The sequence below is a fragment of the Candidatus Poribacteria bacterium genome (assembly GCA_021162805.1).
Lineage (GTDB): Bacteria > Poribacteria > WGA-4E > B28-G17 > B28-G17 > JAGGXZ01.
The window spans coordinates 1-24,924 of the sequence record JAGGXZ010000007.1 but is presented as its reverse complement, the minus strand read 5'-3'; the positions used below and the strand labels follow the sequence as shown (position 1 = coordinate 24,924).

The following is a 24,924-nucleotide window of genomic DNA, read 5'->3' as shown; positions in this document are numbered from 1 at the left end:
CTTTGTTTGAATCCTCATCAAATGGGGGAAGAGACAACCTTGAGAAGGTAGAATCCCTTATGGATCAAGCCTTCTCAAAAGCTGCGTAATTTCTATGAGCTATTGAAAGGGGGTGATAAAACTGGGGGTAGATCAGGGAAAATTCCACTTGATAGTTTCGGGATTTTCTAGTAAAATATAAGTGAAACTTTTACGAAGGAGAGTTCGGGAGATGAACAGGCTGCTCACCATCGACGTGGAGGCCCGAATTTATATATTTTTGTTTTGGCTTAGCTACTTTTATGCCCTGGGCCTTTTTAGGGTGGTGGGCAGGCTGAAGGGCAGTTGAGGTTCCAGGACTCATCAAGGCATCTTCAGAAGCCCATCATCCTGAAGGATGATGGGCTTTTTCATTATAAGGAGCCAGCGCAGGAGGATGTCAGATGTTCAGAGAGGTTTCCACAAAATTGGATTTCCCGAAAATCGAGGAAAGCGTGCTTCAGTTCTGGAGGCAGAACGACATCTTCAGAAAAAGCATGCGGATACGGGAGGGAAACCCGGAGTTCGTCTTTCTCGAAGGACCGCCCACCGCCAACGGCAGACCAGGTGTGCATCATATACTCTCCAGAATCATGAAGGATATCATCTGCAGATATAAGACCATGAACGGATATTATGTGTATCGCAAGGCCGGATGGGATACACATGGCCTGCCCGTGGAAATCGAGGTGGAAAAGGAATTGGGCATAAGCGGCAAGGGTGAGATCGAGCGATACGGTATCGAGCGGTTCGTCGAGAGATGCAAGGAGAGCGTCTTCAGATATGAGAAGGAATGGCGCAGGATGACGGAGCGGATCGGGTTCTGGATCGATATGGACAACCCATACATAACCCTGACGAACGATTACATCGAGACGCTGTGGTGGGTGCTCAAAAAGTTTTGGGAGGCCGGTCTGCTCTATCAGGGGTATAAGGTCGTGCCATACTGCCCCAGATGCGGCACAGCGCTTTCAAGCCACGAAGTGGCCCAGGGATATGCCGAGGTGGAGGACCCCTCTGTCTTCGTCAAGATGGCCGTTAGAGGCCAACCCGATACCTATTTCCTCGTCTGGACAACCACCCCCTGGACGCTGCCCTCAAACGTCGCTCTGACGGTACATCCCGAATACGATTACGTCATGGTCCGACATGACGGGTCGAAGTATATCCTGGCGAAAGGTAGGATCGCTTATGTCTTTAGGGACAAGGAGCCTGAGATCATCAGGTCATTTAAAGGTGAGGAGCTCTTCGGATGGGAGTATGAACCGCTTTTCAGCTTCGCTCGAACCGATAAGAAGGCATTCTACGTGGTGACGGGTGACTTCGTGACCCTGGACGAGGGCACGGGGATCGTTCACACCGCTCCGGCCTTCGGGCAGGAGGACTACGAGATGGCGCAGAGATATGATCTGCCGGTCGTGCAGCTGGTCGATCCCCAGGGCAACTTCACCCAGGAGGTCACCCCGTGGGCCGGTATGTTCGTTAAGGAGGCGGATCCGCTCATAATAGAGGATCTGGAAAACAGGGGGCTCCTTTTCAGAAGCGAAACTTATAGGCACGACTATCCGTTCTGCTGGCGGTGTGATACCCCGCTCCTGTATTACGCCCGATCCTCATGGTTCATACGCACGACGGCCTTCAAAGATAGGATGATGGAGATGAACGATCAGGTCAATTGGTATCCGGAACATATCAAACAGGGCCGCTTCGGCGACTGGCTCAAGAACAACGTCGACTGGGCGATCAGCCGTGAGCGATACTGGGGTACTCCTCTCAACATATGGAACTGCCAGGAGTGTGGTAAACAGGTGTGCATCGGAAGCATAGCTGAGCTGAAGGAGCTGGGTGAAGATCTCCCCAAAGAGATCGAGCTGCACAGGCCGTATATCGACAGGGTGATCCTCAGATGTCCCGAATGCGGCGGTCAGATGAGGAGGGTTCCGGAGGTGGTGGACTGCTGGTTCGACTCGGGCTGTGCCCATACCGCTCAGTGGCATTACCCCTTCGAGAACAGGGAGCGAACCGAAAGGACGGTTCCCGCCGATTTCATCTCGGAGGCGATAGATCAGACCAGGGGATGGTTCTACAGCCTGTTGGTCACCTCCACCTTCCTCTACAACAGGCCCGCCTATAGGAACGTGCTCTGTCTAGAGCTGGTCCTGGGCGCCGACGGGCAGAAGATGAGCAAATCTCGCGGCAACGCCGTCGATCCGTGGGAGGTCCTTGATGTGCAGGGGGCGGATGCTGTAAGATGGTACTTCTACACCGTCACACCCCCGTGGGTCAGGCGTATTTTCAGCAAGGAGGCCGTTAACGAGGCGCTGAGGAAGTTCCTGGGGACGTTACATAACGTCTATGCCTTTTTCGTGCTCTACGCCAACGTGGATAAGATCAACCCGCTCTCACATGATATCCCCGTTTCCGATCGACCGCTTATCGACAGATGGATCATCTCTAAATTCAACTCCCTCGTTGCCAAGGTCAGAGAGGACATGGATGATTTCCAGATCACCAGCGCCGCCAGATCCATCGATCGGTTCGTGGACGATCTGAGCAACTGGTATGTCCGAAGATCACGTGACAGGTTCTGGGGCTCGGAGATGGGACATGACAAGTTCTGCGCCTATAGGACGCTTTATGAGATCCTCGTCGATCTGTCCAAGCTGCTGGCCCCGTTCACCCCTTTCATCTCCGAGGAGATCTATCAGAACCTTGTGCGTTCGATCGACGCCGATGCCCCTGAGAGCGTGCATCTGTGCGATTATCCCGAGAGCAGGTCTGAGCTGATCGATCGAGAGCTGGAGGAGGATATGGAACTGGTGAGGGAGTTCGTCGTTCTAGGCCGGGCGGCCAGGAATCGAGCGGGGATAAAGGTGCGTCAGCCGCTACGGAGGATCGTCCTCGGTCTCGCCTCCGATAGGGAGAGGGGATCGGTCGAGAGGTTTCCCGATCTCATTCGGGAGGAGCTGAACATCAAGGAGATCGAGTTTGCGACCGATCTCGCCGATTATGCTCGGATCACCGTCAGGCCTAACTTCAGACTCTTGGGGCCCAAATACGGGGCAACGGTGCAGAAGATAGCTCGAGCGCTGGCACAGTCCGATCCGGTGCTGATTAAAAGGGAGATCGATTCACAGGGTGAGGTTAAGCTCCGAATAGATGGGGAGGAGATCACCCTGGAGAGAGGAGAGCTGGACTTAAGGTTCGAAGGTAATGAGGGATACGCCGTCGAGGTCGAGGGCGAACATTTCGTCGCGTTGTGGACGGAGATAGACGAGGAGCTGGCGCTGGAGGGGATCGCAAGGGAGCTGGTCAACAAGATCCAGCAGATGCGTAAGGAGGCGGATTTCAACGTCGCCGACAGGATAGAGCTATATCTGAGTTCCACCGAACAGGTGCACAGGGGGTTCGACCGACACAGATCCTATGTGATGGGTGAAACTCTGGCTGTCAAACTGGTCGAGGAACCGTCGGATGATATGTTCCTCAAAAGCTGGAACATAAACGGTCATCCCGCTAAAATCGGGGTGAAAAGGGTCGAGGGATATCGGCCGAATTGATCGAGGAGGGTTTGGAAGATGGGATTTGTGGTGAAAGGAGGCAAAATGGGATGGTTATAGTTATGAAGCCGGGGGCGACCCAGGAGCAGATAGAGCATGTGGCCGAAAGGATTCGCTCCTATGGGTTACGCCCTCACATATCGGTCGGCGAGGAGAGGGTGCTGATCGGAGCCATAGGGGACGAGTCTCCGATACGCAACCTGCCGTGGGAGGCGATGCCGGGGGTGGATAGGGCCGTCCCGATAATGGTCCCCTATAAGCTCGTCTCCCGACAGTTCAAGAGCGAGAACACGGTGATCAAGGTCGGCGATCTCGAGATAGGGGGCGAAGAGGTCGTAGTGATGGCGGGGCCGTGCGCGGTGGAGACGGAGGAGCAGATACTGAAGATCGCAAGGGCGGTAGCCTCAAGCGGGGCAAAGGTTCTGCGCGGAGGGGCCTTCAAACCCCGCACCGCTCCTTACTCCTTCCAGGGCCTCGGCGAAGAGGGATTGAAACTTCTGGATATGGCCCGCCGGGAGACAGGATTGAAGGTCGTCACCGAGGTGATGAGCGATCGAGATGTGGAGCTCGTGTATGAATATGCCGATATCCTGCAGATAGGGACGAGAAACATGCAGAATTTTAGTCTCCTCAAGGAGGTCGGAAAGATAGATAAACCGGTATTGCTCAAACGCGGGATGGCGGCGAAGATAGAGGATTGGCTCCTGGCTGCCGAATACATCGTCTCAGGCGGGAACCACAGGGTGATCCTGTGCGAGAGGGGGATAAGGACGTTCGAGACATACACGCGCAATACGCTCGATCTCAGCGCCGTTCCAGCCGTAAAGGAGCTCTCCCATCTGCCCGTCATCGTCGACCCCAGCCACGGCACAGGGAGAAGGGAGCTGGTGATCCCGATGGCCAAAGCGGCGCTGGCGGCGGGAGCCGACGGCCTGATGGTCGAGGTGCATCACGATCCCGAAAATTCCTGGACGGGAGATGGAAGACAGTCGCTGCTTCCCGATCAGTTCGATCTGCTGATGAAGGAACTCAGACCGCTGGCCAGCGTCCTGGGAAGGACGATCGGAAGCTGAAAGGGCAGGAGGTAATGGAGATGGGGCTTTTGAACCTAAATCCGGCTTCACGTGACGGTGGGTTGAGATTATCCGGCTAATCACTTCTTTCAACCTTCTGGACTTCAAGAGGGAAAGGAGGTAAGATTATGGCTGAGAAGATCTTTATATTCGATACCACCCTGAGAGATGGGGAACAGTCGCCTGGAGCAGCGATGAACGTCGAGGAGAAGATTCAGATTGCCCATCAGTTGGCCAGATTGAACGTGGACGTGATCGAGGCCGGTTTTCCCATCTCCTCACCAGGCGACTTTGAAGCGGTGAGCCGCATCGCTCAGGAGGTGGAGGGGCCGGAGATATGCGGACTGGCAAGGGCTATGGAGGAGGATATAATCCGCTGTTGGGAGGCGGTCAAATTCGCCCGTAAGCCCCGAATCCACACCTTCATCGGCACATCCGATATACATATCCGGGGGCAGCTCCGAAAAAACAGGGATGAGGTGCTCAGGATAGCCGTCGATTCGGTCAAACTTGCCCGATCGCTGTGTGAAAGGGTGGAGTTCTCGCCGATGGACGCTACCAGGACCGATAGGGAATACCTGATGGACGTCGTGCACGGGACCATAGAGGCGGGGGCGAGCGTCATAAACATCCCCGATACCGTCGGATACGCCATGCCGGAGGAGTTCGCCGATCTGATAGCGTATATCCGGGAGAAGGTCCCCGATAACGTGATCATAAGCGTCCATTGTCACGATGACCTGGGGATGTCAACCGCCAACGCCCTGGCTGCCGTTAAAGCGGGTGCTAGACAGATCGAATGCACGATCAACGCCCTTGGTGAGAGGGCCGGAAACACCTCCCTGGAAGAGGTGGTGATGGCTATCCGTACAAGGAAGGACTTCTTCGATGAGTTCTACACGGACGTGAACACGAAGGAGATATATGCCACCAGCCGATTGGTCAGCCGATGCACGGGGATAGAGGTGCCTCCTAACAAGGCGATCGTCGGCGCAAACGCCTTCGCCCATAGCTCCGGGATACATCAGGACGGCGTCATCAAGGACAAACGAACCTTCGAGATAATGAACCCCCAGGATGTGGGTGTGCCTGAAAGCAGATTCGTCCTCACACCCCGATCCGGCCGTAACGCCCTTAGACATAAACTCCAGGAGATGGGCTATGAGATATCGGGCAGCCAGCTCGATAAGATCTATGAGCGGTTTCTGGCCCTCGCCGACAAGAAAAAACAGATCACGGACGCCGATCTGGAGGCGATCGTCCGGGATGAGTTCAAGTCCATACCGGAAACCTACAGGATCGAGTCCATACAGGTGATGAGCGGAACGAATCTGATCCCCACAGCCACCGTGACGATCAGAAAGGGGGATGAGCTTCTCAGGGATAGCGCCAGCGGCGACGGGCCGGTTGACGCCGCCTATAAGGCGATAGATCGCATCGTAAACCTGAAGGTCGAACTGGAGGATTACGTCATCCGGGCGGTGACAAGCGGCAAGGATGCCATCGGTGAGGTGACAGTTAAGGTTAAGGACGGCGGTAGAACCTTTGTCGGCCACGGCGCCAGCACCGATGTGATAGAGGCCAGCGTCAAGGCGTACGTGGACGCCATAAACAAGATGATCTACGTGACGGGACGTGGAGCCTGACAGGACGGTCATTTATAATTGAGTCATTCGGCTTCGCCGTCATTGAAACGTCCGCTGTCGATCGTCCGCTGTCCGCCGTTCAGCGTTCTTCAATCCCTGGACTTTGGACATTGAACATTGGACTTTGGACGGATGCCACCATTAATGACGACAAATGACCCTTTAAGCTGATAGTTGAAAGCTGTTGATAAAATGAAGAAACTTCTTCTGGTTTTCATTCTTATGATCCTCATCATCGCTCATATCGGAATAGGCGTCGGGGTGGGGTTCATAATCGGATATTGGAGGGGGCTCCCATCGCTAGATCTGCTCGAGTATAAGGAAACCTCCTCCTGGAAACTCCCCAGCAAGGTCTATTCGGACATATGTGAGGTCAAGCGCGGGGATACGATAGAGTTCCTGCTTGATAAGCTGAAGAGGCTTGAATACACCAGGACGAAGGGAAGTGTGCCGAGGATAGGCGAGTTCACCCTGAACGCTGATGAGAAGGGCTCAGGCGATATGATGATCTACCTGAGGGAGTTCGAGTATCCACACTGGGTCCACAAACCCCAACTCGTCCGACTTAAGATCGAGGACGGTGTGATAACCGACATCAAGGACGAAAAGGGCAGGCGGATAGAGTCCTTTTTCATCGAGCCTGAGCTCATAGCCGAGCTCTACAGCCCCGAGGGAACCGATAGGGAGCTGGTTCATCTCACCGAGGTGCCGGACGATCTGGTCAAGGCCTTCCTTGCTATCGAGGACAACAAGTTTTACGAGCATTGGGGGATATCGATAAAGAGGATTCTGGGAGCGATTTACTACGATCTCAGGACATGGAGCCTACGTCAGGGCGCAAGCACCATCACGCAGCAATTGGCCAGGAATCTCTTCCTGACGCCCGAGAGAAGCTGGAAGCGCAAGATAAAGGAAGCCCTGATGGCCATCAAAATAGAGATGAAGTTCTCCAAGGATGAGATCCTGGAGAGATATCTCAACTTCATAGATCTCGGCAGGTATGGCTCAAGGGAGATATACGGGGTACAACAGGCGGCCAAGTACTATTTCAGGAAACCGGTTTGGGAGCTGACCCTGCCGGAATGTGCTCTCATCGCAGCATTGCCAAGGTCTCCGACCCTCTACTCTCCGATCAGACATCCCGATAACGCCCTCAGACGGCGCAATCTGGTCCTGAGGAGAATGCTTGAAAACGGATTCATAACCGAATCGCAGTATAGAGAGGCTGTGAGGTCCCCTCTCGGCGTCTACCCGATCCCCTCTATGACGAACGAGGCGCCGTATTTCGTGGATTTCCTGCGACAACGGCTTGAAAGGCGGTATTCCAAGTCTATGCTTTACACGCGAGGGTTAAAGATCTACACCACGCTGGATATGTCGATGCAGGAGGCGGCCAATAAGGCGGTGCATGACGGATTGGTCAAAATCGATGAGAAACTCGGTCTGCCGCCATATGATAAACTCAATCTCGAAAATCCAGAGGTCGATCCGCTCAAATATCCTCAGTCGGCCCTTGTGGCCATAGAACCTGAAACCGGATACATCCGCGCCATGGTGGGAGGCAGGGATTACGACGTATCGCAGTTCAACAGGGCGGTACAGGCCAAGAGACAGCCGGGCTCGGTTTTCAAGCCTTTTGTTTACTGTGCCGCCTATGAGGCGAGGATCGCCACGCCCGCCGATACGATAGATGATTCCCCCTGGGCATTGAAAACTCCGGCCGGCGTCTGGGCGCCGAAAAACTACACCGGCAGGTTCTATGGTAGGGTCACCCTGAGGAAAGCGCTCGAGAATTCCATAAACGTCGCCACCGCCAAGTTCTTCTACTACAAGGTCGGTGCGCGCAGGGTGATAAATCTCGCCAGACGTATGGGTATAAGAAGCCCGCTGAGAGGAGTCCCCTCCCTTGCCCTGGGATCCTCCGAACTGACGCTCTTCGAGCTGACATCCGCCTATGGGGTCTGGGCCGCCTTGGGGATAAGGGCCGAGCCGATCTGCGTTAAGTACATGGTGGATCGAAACGGCGATATCATCGAGGAGAACCTGCCCAAGACCAGGAAGGTGCTCAGCGAGGCGGTGGCCTATCAGATGGTCTATCAACTCGAAGGGGTCATCGAGGAGGGAACGGGGAGAAGAGCAAGGGAGATGGGATTTTCCAGGCCCGCGGGAGGCAAGACGGGTACCACTTCCGATTACACCGACGCCTGGTTCATAGGATTCACACCCGATCTGGTCGCCGGCGTGTGGGTCGGATTCGATGATCCCTCACTCAGCATTCAGCTCCCCGGTTCCCGAGCCGCTCTGCCTATATGGACCGATTTCATGAAAAGGGCAAGCAGAGGATACGTGAAGGACTTTAAAAATCCAAACACCATAGATGGTATAGTCTTCAGAGATATAGATAAAGACACAGGGTTGCTTTATAACCCCGGCAAATGCCCACCGAAATCGCTCTTTCGAGAGGTATTCCTCAAAGGCACGGAGCCGACCAAACTGTGCGACGCTCATGATTGATATAGCATCCGATCCTGAAATGTGGTATAATTCCCATCGTAAATCCGATCAGAACTTCAGAGGAGTCCGATGAAAAGGAAAATCTTAGCCGTATCGCTTCTCCTATCCCTGATTTCGGCGGGGATGAGCTTCGGCGTGGGTTATATCAGGTTCACCGGCGAGATAGGCCGAAAGGCTGCCGGTGAAGGTGGGTTTGGTCCTGAGATATCGATCGCCTTCGATCTGGAGGGCAACATCTACGTGAGCGACCTGAAAAACAGGATTATCCAGAAGCTGAACGGACAGGGAAAACCGGTTTTGACCATCTTGGACGATTCCTTGAACAGGCCCGGTGATATATGCGTGGACGGGTCGGGGAACATATTCGTGGCGGATCTGGGGGCCTACCCGCTTGATGAAAGCTCATCTCCTCCCGTTTATCTATTCAGCCCCTGTATTTTGAAGTTCTCGCCCAAAGGGAAATTGCTGGATAAGATCTTCATCGATAAGCTGAAGGGCAGGCCGAATCAAGTTCTGCCTGCAAGGGTCATTATCGACGAAAAGGGAAGATATGCTCTGGGGGTCCAGCCTGAAGGATACGATCGTAAAGTTCTGATAGCGGCGGATAGGAAGGGCGATCTGTTCGTGCTTGACCCCCCAAACTCAAGGATATATAAGTTCAGCCCTTCGGGCGAAAAGCTCCTCGAGTTCGGCAGGTATGGCGGGGGAGACGGCGAGATGGACGATCCGGCCGATATAGCGATATCTCCCGACGGGGAGGTGGTCGTGGCCGATAGAGGGAATCATAGGATGATACGGTTCTCCGGCGACGGGAAATTCCTCAGCGCCTTTGGACACAAGGGGCTTGGCAAAGGGGAGATGATCGATCCGTCCTATCTCGCCATCGCTTCAAACGGGGAGATCCTCGTCAAGGATTCAGCCAGATGGAAACGGCTGATCATGAGCAGAAAGGATCTGCTTTCCGTTCTGATACAAAGCATCATCTTCCAGGGCGATAGCAACTATGACTACGTTTCGAGAACCGAAACGCTCAGATCTCTCCTCAACGAGGGAAGCATGATGCCCGATCAGGAGCCGATGCTGGTGGATCAGGCCGAGGGGGAGGGGAAAGAGAAGGAAAAGGAGCGAAAACAAGAGGAACAACTCGCCAGGAAAGCCATCGCCTATAACCTCATCGAACGTATCCAGCGCTTCACCCCGGAGGGAAAGGTGAAGGATGAGGTGATCTACAGAATAGACAAACGGAGCGAGAAATTGCATGACCTGGAATTCGCCGCCATCGATCCCTTTGGCAACATCTACCTGCTTGATAGGAGCGATCACGTGCTCAGGAGATACGAGATCGAGGGTTTCACACTGAAGGCGGAGAACCTGGATGGCCTGTTGACTCTGGGCGGAAGCAACTCACAGCAGAAATACATCGAGGATTATGAGGACCTCAACCAGAAACCGGATCTGGACGACACCTACAACATATTCGGAGCAGATCAGGACCTTTTCATGAGATACGATATCTCCCCCAGGCTTAATCTCTCGCTGAGGGATATCCTCAGATACAGCGAGCAGGACACCCGTTATATCACGCCCTCCAGGCTCGAGGATAGCTATACGACGGATGCCCACGGGCTGGATAACTTCTTCGGAACGAACCTGCAATGGGTTTTAAACCCGAATCCGTACAGATACAGGGAGCTGAACCTCTATCTCCAGCATATCATGGGATCGTCCAAAGGAGGGATGGATGCCGAGTTCAAGGACGTCAACAGGCAGAAATCGGAGGTGGAGAGCGAGGCTAACAGTTACCTGCTCGGAATAGATTGGGACATACTGCGCAACCTCAATCTCAATCTGGAATACATCCGGCTTAATCCGGGACAGACCAGTAGGAACTATACAAGGCGGTATTACGACGTATCAGGCGATCTCTTTGAGGTGTTGCGCAGTCAGAACGCGTCCTCGATCTACAGCGGTAGGATAAGATTGAAGTTCTGATGATGAATCTTGCCGTCTTCAGGGCGATCTGGATGGCATACTCATCCCAGGTGATTCGGATCGCCCTAGCCTATGTGATTTTGCTTTCCCTCACCTTGATCCTCGGCCTCCTCTGGGAGTTCGAGACGGGAGGGGAAGCGGATTCGCCCAAGCGAATCGGCTATGAGTTTTTCGCCGCTTCCATGCTTATCATGTTATGGCTCCTCCCTCCGCTTATCTCTCATGTCTTCATCGAACCCGGTGATTTGCGCGCCGGGATTATGTTCACCCTGAGCCTCGGTCTTTTCATGTTCCTACTTTCAGCGCCCCATATCACGGCGTTATGGTTGGGAATCGGAGGGATCGATCCACAGGGGATGGCATCGAGTGCGATCAGCATCTTAATCTCCGTCTTGGCTTTCACGCTCCTCGGAGCCTGCCTGGATAAATTCTCCGTCTGGATCTATCCGCTAATCGCCCTTCTCACCTTCGGTCACTATCTCGCAGGCGGAAGGATCGGGAGGTTACTCAGGGTTCTTTCACCTCTCGCCGATCTGACGCTCCTTTCACCGACGAGGTGGATGAACCTGGGGGTGATGAGTCTTATGTCCTGTGCCTTTGCCCTCACGCTGTGTTTGGGCGAAAGACACAGGGCGAAAAGGCACCGAGGTGTGCGGTTTACGGCATGAGTTATCCCTTTTCCACCTCGCTTTTAAGCTCCTGCAACTCAGCCTCCACCGGATCGGCCGGTTTTCCCCCTTGTAGCTCCGCCTTCAGCTTTTCCAGCTCCTCATCGACGCTTGAGGCGGTCAGTTCTCTGAACTTCTTCTCCAGGTCTTTATCCTCTCTCTCGGCGGCTAGTTCCTCGGCGGCTTCCGCTTGAGCCTCTATCTCATCCACCTTCTGGCTCATCCTCTCGAAGGCCTCGAAGGCCGATCCCTCTTTCATCCCGGCGATGGTGTCATGTATCCTTTTCTGAGCCTCGGCCCTCTTCTGCCGGGCGATGAGGAGGTTTTTCTTTCTCCTCGCCTGCTCCACCTTCATCTCCAGGTCCCTGAGCGACTCCTTGAGCTGTTGGACCGCAGTTGCCTGTTTATCCAGTTGGATCTTAAACTCATCGGCCAGCTCGCGCGCCTGATTCTTCCTCTCAAGCGCCTGCCTGGCTAATTCCTCGTTTCCCTTCTGGAGCGCCAGCTTTGCTCTCTCCTGCCAGGTCTTGGCCTCCTCCTCGTATTGCCGCCACTGCTTTTCGAGCTTTTTCTGGTCGGCGATCGCGGCGGCCACCTGTTGCCTGACCTTGATGATCTGTTCCTGCATGTCGGAGACGATCTGCGCGAGCATCTTCTCCGGATCCTCCGCCTTCGAGAGGGCAGCGTTTATATTCGCCTTAAATATCCTCTTTGCCCTGTCGAGAATGCCCATCGTCTAATCCCTCCTTTTTTGATCCTTAAAGTATGGGCTGAGCAGCTTATGGGCGGTTAGGACGTTCATATAGATGGAGTCGAGCGAGAGGAGCATCTCGTTCGGGTCCAGATTTTCAAGGGCGAGGCTATCGACGAGAACGATCCTCTTATCCTGTGGATTTGTGGAGTCTATCCCGAAGCAGGTCGGCAGTATCTCGGTGTTCTCATCCAATATCTTCTCATAGGCCTCCTCACGCCTTTCCGGATCGAGATCATCCACGCCGCACAGATCCAACATGAACTCCACCTGTTCATCCCCCACCATCAGGTATAGCGGTATCCCGTCCTCATCCCTCACGACCAGGATATCCTCCCCGCTCTCCTGAACGTCATAACCGTGTTCCTTGAGAAACCGGATGATCGACTCCTTTGTGCTTAGGTGAGCCATCTTCGTCTCCTCCTCCGGTGGTCTAAACATAATTATATCCTATAAGCCGGGATTGTCAACCCCACCTGTGTTCGAGGAAATTCTCGAGGTTGACTTATAACCGCCTTTGTGTTATCTTATTTAGGAAAATAACACAAGCTGAGGGTGTGGATGAGATCCGTTCTGCCGTTTACAGCGATAGTCGGTCAGGAGAGGCTGAAGAAGGCGTTGATACTTAACGCCGTAAACCCCAACCTGAGAGGCGTTCTGATTAAAGGCGAAAGGGGCACGGCGAAATCCACCGCCGTCAGGGCTCTCGCCGATCTTCTGCCCGATATAGAGGTGGTGGCGGATTGCCCTTTCAACTGTCACCCAACCGATAGATCGATGCAATGCGGTTTATGCGCCGAAAGGGCCGAGGCGGGCGAGGAATTGCCCGTCATCCGGCGTAAGATGAGGGTCGTCGATCTCCCCCTTGGTGCGACAGAGGATAGAATAGCCGGCACCCTGGACATCGAAAAGGCGCTCAAGGAGGGGATAAAGGCGCTTCAACCTGGACTGCTCGCCGAGGCCAACCGGGGGATACTATACATAGATGAGATCAACCTCCTGGAGGATCACCTCGTGGACGTGCTTCTGGACGCCGCCGCGATGGGCGTGAACGTGGTGGAGAGGGAGGGGATATCGGTATCACATCCCGCAAGGTTCATCCTGGTCGGCACGATGAATCCGGAAGAGGGGGAGCTCAGACCGCAGCTACTGGATAGAATCGGCCTGAGCGTCGAGGTGAGAGGCAGCAGGGAGATAGAGGAGAGAAAAAGGATAATCGAGGTGGTCGAGGAGTTCGAGTCCGACCCGGTTGAGTTCGCCCGAAGGTGGGAACCTCGACAGAGAAAACTGAGAGATCGAATTGTGAAGGCCAAGGAGATGCTGCCGCAGGTGAGGATCTCAGATGAGATGTTGGGGAAGATAGCTAAGATGTGCGTCGAACTCGAGGTTGACGGTCACCGTGCCGATATCCTCATCGCCAGATGCGCCAGAACCATAGCCGCATATGATCTGAGGGAGGAGGTGTCAGAAGGGGATATCAGGGAGGCCGCCTCCTTCGTCCTTCCTCACAGGCTTAAAACCGATCCGTTCGAGGAACCGCCCGATATAGAGGAGATCCTCGATCAGGTGATGAATGACGAACCGGAAGAGCGGGAAAATGAGGAGGAGGACGAGGACGATAAGGAGGATAAGGGCGGGGGAGGCGGAGGAAATGGTGGGGAGAGGAGGTTCGACATAGGACGGGCCCTCAAACCCCAGATCAACCCGAAGAGGGACAGAAAACTCAGGGTAGGACACGGCAGACGGGCCAAGTCGATCTCCACTGGCTCGGGGAAATACGTCAAGCCTAGGATGCCCAGACGGAGCGAGAGCGATATCGCCCTGGACGCAACACTCAGAGCCGCAGCCCTCAGATCTTCAGGGAACGGTTTCAGGGTTGAAAGGGAGGATCTGAGGGTGAAGGTGAGGGAAAGACGGGTTTCAGCGGCCATAGCCTTTGTGGTGGACGCATCCGGATCGATGGGCGTTCAGAGGAGAATGGAGGTGGCGAAGGGAGTGGTGATGGAGCTTTTGAGGGAATCCTATCAGAAGAGGGATAAGGTCGCATTCGTCGCGTTCAGGGATGAGGGAGCACAGCTCGTCATGCCGTTTACCTCCAGCCTTACCCTCGCTGCTAAGAAGCTGATGGAGGTTCCCACCGGAGGGAAGACGCCGTTGGCCGCCGGGATTAAAAGGGGCCTGGAGGTTCTGCGCTCGGAGATCAATAGGAACCCACATGAATATCCGATCATGATGCTCGTCTCGGACGGCAGGGCGAACGTCCCGATCAAGGAGAAGATCGGCGCCGAGATAAGGGGACTGGCCGAAAGGATAAGAAAGGAGGGAATACACCTGGTCATAATCGACGGCGAAGACGGCTTCCTAAAGGTGGGATATAACGACCTCATCGAGGAGATCGCCGGTGGGGAGAGGTATAAACTGGATGAACTCAGGTCAAAAAACTTTCGCTCATATTATCGCTGAATGTAGCAGAGGTTTTTAAAGCTACCGTCCGCCGCCTATAGGTCATTTATTGTCATTTGTCGTCATTTATCGTCATTTGTAGTCATTAATGACGGCGAAGCCGAATGACTTAATGACTACAAATGACGGTTGAGCTGTGGACGCAATGGGAATAAAAGCGAATCGGATAAATAACATCATCAACGGAGGTAGGTGATGTTGAAGGGGTGTGCGGTTTTAAGTTTGTTATGTCTCTTCGCCCTGACGGTCTGTCATGCCGATGAGAGCAAGGTTAAGCTCGAAGAGGTGGTGGTGACGGCGACCAGATCGCAGGAGAGGGCGATCGAGACGCCCGCCTCGGTGGAGGTGGTGGGCCGCGATCTTATCGCCCGCATCGGCGCCCCGACGATCGACAAGGCCGTGGAGGATCTACCGGGCGTCTACCTTAAGAGGTCGAAGGGCCTTTCGGATATAATGCCCACCGTCAGCATGCGGGGATTTTACGGATCGGATCGAAATCTGATCCTGATAGACGGCCTGCCAGCGCCGAAGGGATGGAGCTGGAGCAGACTCCCCTCCGCGTCCATCGGGAGGATCGAGGTTGCAAAGGGGGCGTTTTCAGCCCTATACGGCGAACGCGCTATGGGAGGGGTGGTCAATCTGATCACCGTTCGACCACATCAACCGACGTTGAAGGTGGACCTCTCGGCGGCGGAACGAGGCACAAAGGTCTACGAGATATCCTTAGGCGACGGAAACGAGAAAGTGGGATGTTTGTTCTCGGCGGTCAAGCGCAGAACCGATGGATACCCGACCATCCCCGTCCTCGCTAAACCCTATAAGGGCAAAACCGAGCCGAAGGGTGAGGTGATAGGGTTCGAGGAGACAAAGGACAGGAAGGGAAATACGGTCTATCTGGTCGGTGATACGGGCAAGAACTGGTATAAAGACGAAAGCTATAACCTCAAATTGGACTGGAAGCCGAACGGGGAAAACCGCCTGAGCTTTAAGCTATGGCACTGCGATTTCAACTACGGATATCAGGGCGGCGAGAGCTATCTGAAGGATGCCCAGACCCTATCCGCGGTCCGGTCCGGCGTGTTTAAACTCAAGGGATCGAACGTCAAGGTAAAGGTGTCCGAGACTCAATTCACGTCCAGTTACGGAGGTGAGCCGGTCGATATGTTCGGGGCATCGTTCAAACACAGCTTAGGGAAGAAAGGCGAGGTGGAATTGATAGCGGAGTGGGACAGGACCGAGCACTGGTGGGTCTCGCCAAGCGGCAGTTACACCTCGTCGCCGGAGAGAAACCTGAGAATCGAGATACACTCCGCCTTAAGGGAGATCATACCTCGCTCGAAACTTAACGTGGGAGCCGATCTCAGGGAGGGAAAGGTCGACGCGAAACGGTGGACTCTGGAGAACTGGCTGGATAGATCGAGCGCATCTAGATTGAACCTCCAGACCAAGGGAAAAGTCGTCTCGGCCGGAATCTACGCTCAGGAGGAGCTCATGCTGATGGAAAAAAAGCTAAAGCTGTTTCTGGGTGGAAGGTTGGACGTGTGGAAGGTGAAGGACGGATACAACAGGGAATGGCGGGATAAGGAGAAGAGGTATATCGAGGACGAGTTCGACGAGAGAAGCGAGATGACCTTCTCTCCTAAGGCATCGGTTGTATACAACCCGGACGATGTCACCTCCCTCAGGGCGTCGATCGGATCCTCCTTCAGGGGGCCGGAGGTGGGAGACCTTTATAAGAGCTGGTATTTCTGGGGAAGGCTGTATCTGTGTAACCCGGAGCTCGGACCTGAAAGGGGATATTCGGCCGAGGTAGGCATAGATCGAAAGATAGGCGATCTACTGCGAGCCAGGGCGACGCTGTTTTATAACAGGATGAAGGATCTGATCTACTACAGGTCGTTCTCCGATGAGGAGGTGAAGGCGTATAACGAACGACATGGCACCTCTTACAAGGGGATCAAAAGGAAGGAGAACGTAGCCTCCGCCGAGAGCAAAGGTGTGGAGCTGGGGGCGAACCTCAAACCTATCGGAGGTATCTCGCCCTTCCTCGCCCTCACCTATACCCATACCGAGGTGCTGGAGAACCCCGCTAATCCCGACTCGGTCGGCAAAAGGCTTCCACGTATCCCCGATCTCATCTGCAGCGCCGGATTCGATCTGAACCGCTCGCCTCTGAGCGGTCGGATTACGGCCAGATATGTGAGCAAGGCGTATACCGAGGACGACAACTCGGACGTGGAAAGCGGCGTCTACGGGGTTTACGATCCGCATTTCGTCGTGGATCTCTCCCTATCGTGCTCGATAACCGATCGCACCTCGATAACTCTGGCGGTGGAGAACCTGTTGAACGAGGAGTATTACCAGCATTATAAGGCGCCTGGGCGAACGATCTGGATGAAGCTAAGCAGGGAGATCAGATGATCAGGCTTCTGTGCCTCACCCTCCTACTGATGGCGGCTCAGGGGGAGGGAGCCCCCCTGAGCCGCGTCGTTCTCCTCAACGGCGACGCGGCCGAGATCATATGTGCCTTGGGCGCCGAGGGGAGGGTCGTGGGCGTATCGCACGAGATACTTAAATGCCCCGAACTCGCCCTTAAGCTCTCCGGCAAACCTTCCGTCGGAAGATGGAACTCGCCAAATTTAGAGCTCATCGCCTCCCTCAAGCCGGACGCCGTGATAGCCTACAGCAGATGGCCCGATTCGAGGTTGGAGGAGGGGCTAAACCCGCTTGGCATAAGGGTGATGAGGATCGACTGCTACAAGCTCGATAAGCTCACAGGGGATATAAAGCGGTTGAGTGAGATGTTCGGTGAAAGGGAAAAGGCTGAGAAGATGATCCAATTTATAGGTGCCAAGCTCAAACTGGTGAGGGAGAGGGTGAAGCGCATCCCGCCTAAAGAAAGGGTGAAGGTTTATGTGGAGAGCTATTCAGACTATGTATCGGTGGCAAGAGGATCGGGCGGAGCTCAGTTGTGCGAGGCGGCGGGCGGGATGAACATAGCCGCCGATCAACCCGTCCCATATCCCCGTCTGAGCCCCGAATGGGTGTTGAGGGAGAACCCACAGGTGATAGTCAAGGCCGTCTCCAGGGGAAGGGTGAAGGTGGGCTACGGAGTCGATAACGCGGCTCCCCTCAGGGATCTATGGCGTGAGATCACGTCTCGTCCCGGATGGGATGAGATCGACGCTGTGAGAAACGGAAGGGTATATCTGATCTCGGCCGACATCTGGACCGGACCCAGGGCTTTCGTAGGCGTGTGTTATCTGGCGAAATGGTTTTACCCGAAGCGGTTCGATGAGCTCGAACCGAGAAAAATACACGAGGAATATCTGAAGAGGTTTCTGGGGGTCAAGCTTAAGGGGATATTCGTCTATGAAGGGAAGTGAGCTCTATTCGAGATATAGGTCACGCAGGATCCACCTTTTAGGAGCGATCTCCGTGGCGCTGCTTCTCACCATCCTCATCTCCCTCTCACTTGGCGCCGTATCGATCGGGTTGAAGGAGCTGCTCCGAATTCTCCTCGGTGGCGGCGATGGAATGGAGAGGGCGATCGTGTGGGAGATGAGGATGCCGAGGGTGACGATGGCGATCCTGGGAGGGGCGTGTTTGGCCCTTTCAGGCGCGGCCATACAGGGGATACTGCGTAACCCACTAGCCAGCCCGTTCACACTTGGGGTGGCCAGCGCCTCGGGCTTCGGTGCGGCTTTAGCGATAACGTTAGGGGCGGGATTGATAGGGTGGGGCAGGTATCTGATCGTCACAAACGCCTTCACCTTTGCCCTTCTCGCCTCCGCCATCGCATACGGCGTGGCCCGTCTGAAAGGCGCCTCCTCCAATTCCATGATCCTATCCGGGGTGGCGGTCATGTATCTGTTCTCATCCCTCACCTCCATACTCCAATATCTGGGTATGAGAGAGGACGTCCATGCCGTGGTTTTCTGGCTGATGGGAAGCCTGAACGGGATGCGGTGGTGGAAGGTTGGAGCCGTCTTCATCGCCTTCGTCCTTTCCGCTCCGATACTGATCTCGAAAAGCTGGGAGATGAACGCCATGCTCAGTGGAGATGAGGTGGCCATGAGTCTGGGCGTGGACGTCAAAAGGCTGAGGCTGATCTCCACAGCCCTCTCATCGCTCATGACCGCCACGGTCATCTCCTTCACCGGAACGATCGGGTTCATCGGCCTTGTGGCCCCTCACATAGCGAGGCTGCTGATAGGGGCTGAACATTCGCTCCTCTTTCCCACGAGCGCCCTGACGGGAGCTCTTCTCCTGCTGGGTGCCGACACCATCTCGAGGTTGCTGTTGGCGCCGAGTGAGATACCGATAGGGATCACCACATCCCTCATCGGCATACCCTTTTTCCTTTACCTGCTGATGAGGAGAGGACGACGATGAGACTTCTCGTCGATAAGCTCAGCTTCAGCTATAGCGGGAGACCAGTGCTGGAGGAGATCAGCTTCGAGGTGGAAAATGAGATGGCAGCCGTGGTGGGGCCGAACGGCTCAGGTAAAACGACCCTCCTGAAATGTTTGGGGGGGATGTTAAACGGGAGAGGCGATATCTGGATCGAGATCGACGGAGGAAAGCTGAATTTGAGGAGATTGTCAAAGCGCATGATCGCAAGGCTCGTCTCCTTTCTGCCACAAGATGGCGAGGAGAGGATGCCGCTGAGATCGCTTGAGGTGGTGTTGATCGGTAGATATCCGCATAAGGGATTCGGTTTGAAACCGGGCGATGAGGAGATTGAGGCCGCGATGGAGGCGTTGAGAATGGTGAAGGCCGAGCATCTGGCCATGCGCAGGTTCGACGAGCTGAGCGGTGGTGAGCGCCAGAAGGTGAGAATCGCACGCGCCCTCGCCCAGCAGCCGAGGCTGATGCTGCTGGATGAGCCGCTTAACAACCTGGATCTCAGACATCAGATCGAGGTGATCTCGCTTCTCAGACGCCTCAAAACCGAGAGGAGGATTTCCATCATCCTCGTTCTGCACGATTTGAATTTCGCCTCTTTCGCCGATAAACTCCTGATGTTGAGGGGGGGAAGGCTGATCGGATCGGGCGCTCCCCAACAGCTCCTCACCCCGGATACGATAGCCCAGCTTTTCGATGTTGAGGTCGATATGGCGGAGGTGGGTGGGAGACGCTTTATAATACCGACTTACTCATATCGTTGCTGAGTGTGGTGGAGATCTTGAAACTAGCAGCCATAGCTGAAAAGCGTCATTTATAGTCACTTGTAGTCATTTATGGCCATTTTAAATGACGGCGAAGCCAAATGACCCAATGACTCAAATGACCAAGTTGTGAACGACAAATGATCGGTCAGGAAGGAATTCTACACTTAAGGGGAATAAGAGCAATGCTGAGATCCACTTGAGGAGGTGTTTCACATGTCGAAGAGGAAGGGGGTTTTCAAGTTAGCCGCCGTTATAGGGTACTCAGGCAGCGTGCTCAGGCTTTTCGCCGAGGCGTGGGAATCCCTCCGAAAGGAGGGTTACGGGATCGAGCTGAGGGCCGTTACCCCCAGATCGACAGTCGACTGGGAGGAGTTCATCTCGTATGCACGAGGGGCCGATGCCCTCCTGTTTTACGGCTCCTCTTCCTTTGAACGGATCGACGAGCTGTCGAAGGGCAAACCGGATAGAATCGTCGTCTCGTTCGGGGAAGGGGGGATCGAAGGCAACGTACACCCATCGGCCGCCCTTGAGGCCGAGAGATATTACAAGTTCGGAGGCATTCGAAACCTGAAGAACCTGATTCTTTTCCTAGGGAAGCTGGCAGGATGGGATTTCCAACCTGCTCCTCCTGAACCCATCCCCTGGCAGGGGATATATCATCCTCAGTTGGGCGTGTTCGCATCGAGGGAGGAGTACGAGAAGGTCTATCCGCTAAAAGCAAGGGTCGGGCTGCTCTTCTACAGATCGCAGTGGGAAAACGGCGACACCGCGACGGTGGATCTGCTCGTTCATAAGTTGGAGGGGGAGAAGATAGGGGTGGTGCCGGTCTTCAGCTACAGCATGAGCGATCCGAGGCTGGGAATACCGGGTAACGAGGAGGCGTTGAAGCTGCTCGAGGGATGCGATCTGATCCTCAACCTCCAATCCTTCACCCTCCTGAGGGGCGATCTCACCCCGCTTGAGAGGCTGAACGCCCCGATCCTGCAGGGGATAAAGGAGTACTACAAGAGCGAGGAGGAGTGGAGGGCGGACCCTCAGGGGATTAGCCCGATGAGCCAGGTGATGTCCGTCGCCCAGCCGGAGATCTCCGGGACGATCGAGCCGATCCTGATCAGCGCCAAGGTGGAGGTGAGCGAACCCAGGATCAAGGGAAGCTATGCCCTGCAGATGCCGATAGGGGACAGGGCGGATCTGATCATGAGACGGATCAAAGGATGGCTGACACTACAGCGTAAGCCGATACCTCAACGCAGGATCACCTTCGTCCTACATAATGCCCCCTGCAAGAGCGTTGAGGCTACAGTCGGGAGAGGATACGGCCTGGACACGCCTGAAAGCCTCGTCAGGGTCATGAGGGCGATGAAGGAGATGGGATACAGGGTTGAGGGAATTCCCGAATCGGGCGAGGATCTGGTGAGGATGATACTGGATCGGAAGGCGATCTCCGAGTTCAGATGGACCACAACGGATGAGATCGTCTCTAAAGGCGGCGTGCTGGAGTATATCGACGCTCAAAGATATGAGAGATGGTTTGACTCACTGCCCAAATCGGCGCAAAAGAAGGTGATCGAAAGCTGGGGCGATCCTCCGGGAGAGGCGATGGTGTATGAGGGGAAGATACTCGTGACTGGATTGAACTTCGGCAACGTGAACGTGATTCTCCAACCCAAAAGGGGATGTGCCGGGGCGAAATGTGACGGCAAAGTCTGTAAGATACTACATGATCCCACCCTTCCCCCACCCCATCACTGGCTCGCCACCTACATGTGGATAGCTCAGAACTCCGACCTCGTCGTCCATGTCGGGACGCACGGCTATCTGGAGTTCCTGCCCGGCAAAGGCGTCGGATTGGCTCAGGAGGATTTCCCCGAGATCTCCATCTCCGACAAACCTCACCTCTACATCTACACGATCTCCAATCCCCCGGAGGGGATCATCGCCAAGCGCAGGAGCTACGCAACCCTCATCGACCATCTCATCCCGACCATCTCACCCTCGGGCCTTTATGACGATCTGGAGGAGATCGACGGGCTTTTGAGACAATATGAGGACGCCCGAAGGACGGAGGATGACGCCAGAATGAAGGTGCTGGAGCGACAGATAACCGATCTGGCCCTGAAGGCGAATCTGATCGAGGGGGAGGAGGAATTTGAGGAGATAAGGGAGGAGCTTCACTCCAGGCTGACGTTGATGCGCGAGACGATGATCCCCTATGGGCTCCACATCCTCGGCGAGCCACCCCAAGGGGATGAGCTGGTGGACATGCTCGTCTCCATCCTCCGGTTCGACGGAGATGTGCCCTCGATAAGGAGGGGAATCATAGAGGTAGAGGGCGGGAATTATGATGAAGTACTTCAAGATCCGTTCTCCGGCAAGTTCCTGGATGAGGTGACGGAGAAGGCTCGGAAGCTGATGAAGCTCGCTCTGGAAAAGGGCACGGACGGGGGGATAATCGAGGAAACCCTCCAGGTGAGGAACCCCGGGGCGATCGAAGTTCTACGGAGGACGGTGGAGTACGGCCTGGAGGTGGCTAGGGAGCTGGAGGCGACGAGGAGGGAGGTATTACAGCTTCTGCGCGGCATGAACGGCGAGTACATCGAGCCCGGAGCGTCGGGCAGCCTGACGCGCGGCAGGGTGGAGGTTCTGCCCACGGGAAGGAACTTCTACGGAGTCGATCCGTGGAGGGTTCCTACGCCCGCGGCCATTGAGGTCGGCCAACAGCTTGCCGAAAAGCTCCTGCACAGATACCTGCATGAGGAGGGCGAGTATCCCGAATCGGTCGGGATGGTTTTGTTCTCAATGGACGTCTTCAGGGCCGATGGGGAGGAGGTCGCTCAGATACTCCACCTGTTAGGGGTCAAACCCAGGTGGGATAAAGGAGGAAGGGCGCGCGGGATCGAGATCATTCCGCTTCAGGAACTAGGCAGGCCACGCATAGACGTCACCGTAAGATTAAGCGGCATAATGCGCGATACCCTCCCGCACATATGGGAGATGATAGACGAGGCCGTAAGGGCTGTATCCTGTCTGGATGAGCCGCCGGAGATAAACTACATCAGGAAACATAAGCTTGAGGCGATGGAGAGGGGGTTATCGGAGAGGGAAGCTACCTTCAGGGTGTTCGCCGCTCAGCCCGGAAGCTACGGAGCAGGCGTGAACTACGCCGTCGAGGCCTCAGCTTGGGAGAACGAAGAGGATCTGAGGGATGTATACGTCGATTGGGGCGGATATGCTTACGGCAAGGACGTCTACGGCCAGCCCGCACACAAGTCCTTCGCCTTCAACCTGTCCAAGGTGAAAGTCTCCTTTAACAAGCTGGAAAGCGATGAGCATGATCTGCTAGGCTGCTGCTGCTACTTCGCCTACCAGGGCGGGATGACCGCCGCCGTCAAATCCATATCGGGCGAGGATGTGAAAACCTATTGGGGTGATACGCGAGACCCCGATCGGATCGATGTTCGCGACATGAAGGACGAGATAGAAAGGGTGGTGAGAACTAGACTGCTCAATCCTAAATGGCTCGAGGGGATGAGACGACACGGATATAAGGGGGCGGGTGATATCTCATCCAGGGTGGTTCATCTTTACGGCTGGGATGCCACCGCGGGGGTGGTCGAGGACTGGATATACGACGAGATTCAAAAGAGGATTGTGGTCGGGATGAAGGAGTGGTTCATGGAGCACAACCCCTATGCCCTGGAGGAGATCGCCAGGAGGTTGCTCGAGGCTCATAGTAGAGGGATGTGGAACGCCGACGAGGAGAACCTCGAGGAGCTGAAGGAGATCTATATGGAACTCGAGGGAATCCTGGAGGATGAAGAGCGCAGGGGCGAATTTCAAGGAGGAGATGTGAGGATATTTACGAAGAGGGATGTGGATGAATGGCGGGAGAAGGCTGAGAAGATCGAGGAGTGGAAACGGATGATCTTGGAATGAAAGGGGGAAGAGGACCTTGAACGAGAAAAGGAGGTTCTTCGACGAGGTCTCCCAGGGTTGCGGTATGGACTACTTCAAGGATGGCGAGATCCCCAAGCTTAGAAACCATATCTCACTTTGGGGCTTGAGGAGAGGGGATATCGTGCTCGAGGTGGGTTCGGGAACGGGGAGGCTTACGCCCTATCTTTTGGAGATGGTCGGAGACGAAGGGGAGGTCTACTGCCTCGATTTTTCACTGAAGATGCTCCTCAAGGCGAGGGGACGGAAGTTCTCGGGGAGGGTGTGGTTCATTCAGGCCGATGTGATTTCGATCCCCCTTATTAGGGGGTGTTGTGACGTCGTCGTGTGTTTCTCCGCCTTTCCTCATTTCTCGGATAAGAGGAAAGCGCTTGAGGAGTTCCACAGGGTCTTAAAGCCTACCGGGAGGCTTGTGATCTCCCACCTTCTGAGGAGGGAGGAGGTAAATGAGCTGCATAGAAGGATAGGGGGCGCTATCGGAGATGATATGATCCCGCCCGACGAGGAGATGGAGAAGCTTCTTTGCTCGACGGGGTTTGAAGGGTATGATATCATAAATGATGAGAGGGGATATCTGGTTTTAGCACTCAGTGGAGGTGAACCGAGATGACGAAGATGGATGTGAAAAGGCTTGAAGCGCTGTTGAAATACTGGATCGCTCATAATGAGGAGCATGCCGGAGAGTTTCAGGAATGGGCTGATAAAGCGAAAACATCAGGGAATATCGCCATCCACGATAGCATGTCGATCGCCGTCAGGAAAATATATGAGGCGAACGAGTACCTGCTCAAAGCTCTTAAGGAGCTTAATCAAGATTCAGAAAACCTTTTGACCTACCCTTTGGCCGTATACCCATGCGTCGAGGCGACGACGACCTGTTTTATGCCCAGTTCCTCCGCCCTCTGCCGGGCGACCTTCAGCGTGAGATCGGTGTTGACCTTCCCCGGAGTTTCAAAATAGACGATCTTCCCTTCCATGTTTGAACCTCCTCGATCCATTAGCTGTCAGCCGTCAGCCTGGTTGACTGACAAAAGTCTGAGATTGGTATTGCCATGAGGCAGAAATCATGGTATAACCTCCCAAAGACAAACCAAACTAAAAGAGAAGGAGG

At 54.8% G+C, this 24,924-nt stretch carries 16 protein-coding genes; 14 read left to right on the top strand and 2 right to left on the bottom strand.

Translation table 11 applies throughout. The features are described from left to right. Positions 1 to 422 precede the first annotated feature (422 nt). The 6 genes from J7M22_00750 to J7M22_00725 all read left to right on the top strand — a co-directional run bounded on the left by J7M22_00750 (position 423) and on the right by J7M22_00725 (position 11,471). The gene (locus tag J7M22_00750; GenBank protein ID MCD6505127.1) at positions 423 to 3,578 is read left to right on the top strand and encodes an isoleucine--tRNA ligase; all 3,156 of its coding nucleotides are present in this window, start codon (positions 423 to 425) and stop codon (positions 3,576 to 3,578) included. A 50-nt stretch (positions 3,579 to 3,628) separates the two neighbouring features. Then, positions 3,629 to 4,651 carry a 3-deoxy-7-phosphoheptulonate synthase gene (gene aroF, locus J7M22_00745; GenBank protein MCD6505126.1) on the top strand — a complete coding sequence of 341 codons (1,023 nt, stop codon included), beginning with the start codon at positions 3,629 to 3,631 and terminating at the stop codon, positions 4,649 to 4,651. A 128-nt stretch (positions 4,652 to 4,779) separates the two neighbouring features. Beyond that, the gene (locus tag J7M22_00740) at positions 4,780 to 6,297 is read left to right on the top strand and encodes a 2-isopropylmalate synthase (GenBank protein ID MCD6505125.1); all 1,518 of its coding nucleotides are present in this window, start codon (positions 4,780 to 4,782) and stop codon (positions 6,295 to 6,297) included. 192 nt (positions 6,298 to 6,489) lie between these two features. Next, the gene (locus tag J7M22_00735) at positions 6,490 to 8,811 is read left to right on the top strand and encodes a PBP1A family penicillin-binding protein (GenBank protein MCD6505124.1); all 2,322 of its coding nucleotides are present in this window, start codon (positions 6,490 to 6,492) and stop codon (positions 8,809 to 8,811) included. Between the two features lie 69 nt (positions 8,812 to 8,880). Beyond that, the gene (locus tag J7M22_00730) at positions 8,881 to 10,803 is read left to right on the top strand and encodes a hypothetical protein (GenBank protein ID MCD6505123.1); all 1,923 of its coding nucleotides are present in this window, start codon (positions 8,881 to 8,883) and stop codon (positions 10,801 to 10,803) included. Continuing rightward, positions 10,803 to 11,471, top strand: coding sequence for a hypothetical protein (locus J7M22_00725; GenBank protein MCD6505122.1), 669 nt, complete (start codon positions 10,803 to 10,805; stop codon positions 11,469 to 11,471). Before J7M22_00730 ends, J7M22_00725 begins: the two co-directional genes overlap by 1 nt. Position 11,472: 1 nt before the next feature. Here J7M22_00725 and J7M22_00720 read toward each other — a convergent pair whose 3' ends face one another. Further along, positions 11,473 to 12,204 (bottom strand): PspA/IM30 family protein, encoded by a 732-nt coding sequence (locus J7M22_00720; GenBank protein ID MCD6505121.1) that lies wholly within the window; start codon positions 12,202 to 12,204, stop codon positions 11,473 to 11,475. Positions 12,205 to 12,207: 3 nt separating this feature from the next. Next, positions 12,208 to 12,633 carry a hypothetical protein gene (locus J7M22_00715; protein ID MCD6505120.1) on the bottom strand — a complete coding sequence of 142 codons (426 nt, stop codon included), beginning with the start codon at positions 12,631 to 12,633 and terminating at the stop codon, positions 12,208 to 12,210. Between the two features lie 150 nt (positions 12,634 to 12,783). Here J7M22_00715 and J7M22_00710 point away from each other — a divergent pair, with 150 nt between their 5' ends. From J7M22_00710 to J7M22_00675, 8 genes are all read left to right on the top strand, one after another. Continuing rightward, a complete protein-coding gene (locus J7M22_00710) occupies positions 12,784 to 14,685 on the top strand; it encodes a magnesium chelatase subunit D family protein (GenBank protein MCD6505119.1) in 1,902 nt (633 codons plus the stop codon). 195 nt (positions 14,686 to 14,880) lie between these two features. Continuing rightward, on the top strand, positions 14,881 to 17,106 hold the full coding sequence (locus tag J7M22_00705) for a TonB-dependent receptor (GenBank protein ID MCD6505118.1): 2,226 nt from the start codon (positions 14,881 to 14,883) through the stop codon (positions 17,104 to 17,106). Beyond that, positions 17,103 to 18,071 (top strand): ABC transporter substrate-binding protein, encoded by a 969-nt coding sequence (locus tag J7M22_00700; GenBank protein ID MCD6505117.1) that lies wholly within the window; start codon positions 17,103 to 17,105, stop codon positions 18,069 to 18,071. The genes J7M22_00705 and J7M22_00700 overlap by 4 nt, the downstream gene beginning before the upstream one ends. Continuing rightward, positions 18,058 to 19,080 carry an iron ABC transporter permease gene (locus J7M22_00695; protein ID MCD6505116.1) on the top strand — a complete coding sequence of 341 codons (1,023 nt, stop codon included), beginning with the start codon at positions 18,058 to 18,060 and terminating at the stop codon, positions 19,078 to 19,080. Before J7M22_00700 ends, J7M22_00695 begins: the two co-directional genes overlap by 14 nt. Next, complete coding sequence (locus J7M22_00690; protein MCD6505115.1) at positions 19,077 to 19,859, top strand: ABC transporter ATP-binding protein; 783 nt, start codon at positions 19,077 to 19,079, stop codon at positions 19,857 to 19,859. The genes J7M22_00695 and J7M22_00690 overlap by 4 nt, the downstream gene beginning before the upstream one ends. A gap of 213 nt (positions 19,860 to 20,072) precedes the next feature. Next, positions 20,073 to 23,795: a cobaltochelatase subunit CobN gene (cobN, locus tag J7M22_00685; GenBank protein ID MCD6505114.1), complete on the top strand. Its 3,723-nt coding sequence runs from the start codon at positions 20,073 to 20,075 to the stop codon at positions 23,793 to 23,795. A gap of 16 nt (positions 23,796 to 23,811) precedes the next feature. Continuing rightward, positions 23,812 to 24,423, top strand: a complete 612-nt coding sequence (locus tag J7M22_00680) for a class I SAM-dependent methyltransferase (protein ID MCD6505113.1) — start codon at positions 23,812 to 23,814, stop codon at positions 24,421 to 24,423. Continuing rightward, a complete protein-coding gene (locus tag J7M22_00675; protein MCD6505112.1) occupies positions 24,420 to 24,773 on the top strand; it encodes a hypothetical protein in 354 nt (117 codons plus the stop codon). Before J7M22_00680 ends, J7M22_00675 begins: the two co-directional genes overlap by 4 nt. The last annotated feature ends 151 nt before the right edge of the window (positions 24,774 to 24,924 follow it).

Coding starts and splice junctions, on each gene's coding strand:
- J7M22_00710 (MCD6505119.1), top strand. CDS start 12,784: ATGAGATCCGTTCTGCCGTTTACAGCGATAGTCGGTCAGGAGAGGCTG.
- J7M22_00715 (MCD6505120.1), bottom strand. CDS start 12,633: ATGGCTCACCTAAGCACAAAGGAGTCGATCATCCGGTTTCTCAAGGAA.
- J7M22_00725 (MCD6505122.1), top strand. CDS start 10,803: ATGATGAATCTTGCCGTCTTCAGGGCGATCTGGATGGCATACTCATCC.
- J7M22_00735 (MCD6505124.1), top strand. CDS start 6,490: ATGAAGAAACTTCTTCTGGTTTTCATTCTTATGATCCTCATCATCGCT.
- J7M22_00730 (MCD6505123.1), top strand. CDS start 8,881: ATGAAAAGGAAAATCTTAGCCGTATCGCTTCTCCTATCCCTGATTTCG.
- J7M22_00690 (MCD6505115.1), top strand. CDS start 19,077: ATGAGACTTCTCGTCGATAAGCTCAGCTTCAGCTATAGCGGGAGACCA.
- cobN (MCD6505114.1), top strand. CDS start 20,073: ATGTCGAAGAGGAAGGGGGTTTTCAAGTTAGCCGCCGTTATAGGGTAC.
- J7M22_00700 (MCD6505117.1), top strand. CDS start 17,103: ATGATCAGGCTTCTGTGCCTCACCCTCCTACTGATGGCGGCTCAGGGG.
- J7M22_00705 (MCD6505118.1), top strand. CDS start 14,881: ATGTTGAAGGGGTGTGCGGTTTTAAGTTTGTTATGTCTCTTCGCCCTG.
- J7M22_00695 (MCD6505116.1), top strand. CDS start 18,058: ATGAAGGGAAGTGAGCTCTATTCGAGATATAGGTCACGCAGGATCCAC.
- J7M22_00675 (MCD6505112.1), top strand. CDS start 24,420: ATGACGAAGATGGATGTGAAAAGGCTTGAAGCGCTGTTGAAATACTGG.
- J7M22_00740 (MCD6505125.1), top strand. CDS start 4,780: ATGGCTGAGAAGATCTTTATATTCGATACCACCCTGAGAGATGGGGAA.
- aroF (MCD6505126.1), top strand. CDS start 3,629: ATGGTTATAGTTATGAAGCCGGGGGCGACCCAGGAGCAGATAGAGCAT.
- J7M22_00720 (MCD6505121.1), bottom strand. CDS start 12,204: ATGGGCATTCTCGACAGGGCAAAGAGGATATTTAAGGCGAATATAAAC.
- J7M22_00750 (MCD6505127.1), top strand. CDS start 423: ATGTTCAGAGAGGTTTCCACAAAATTGGATTTCCCGAAAATCGAGGAA.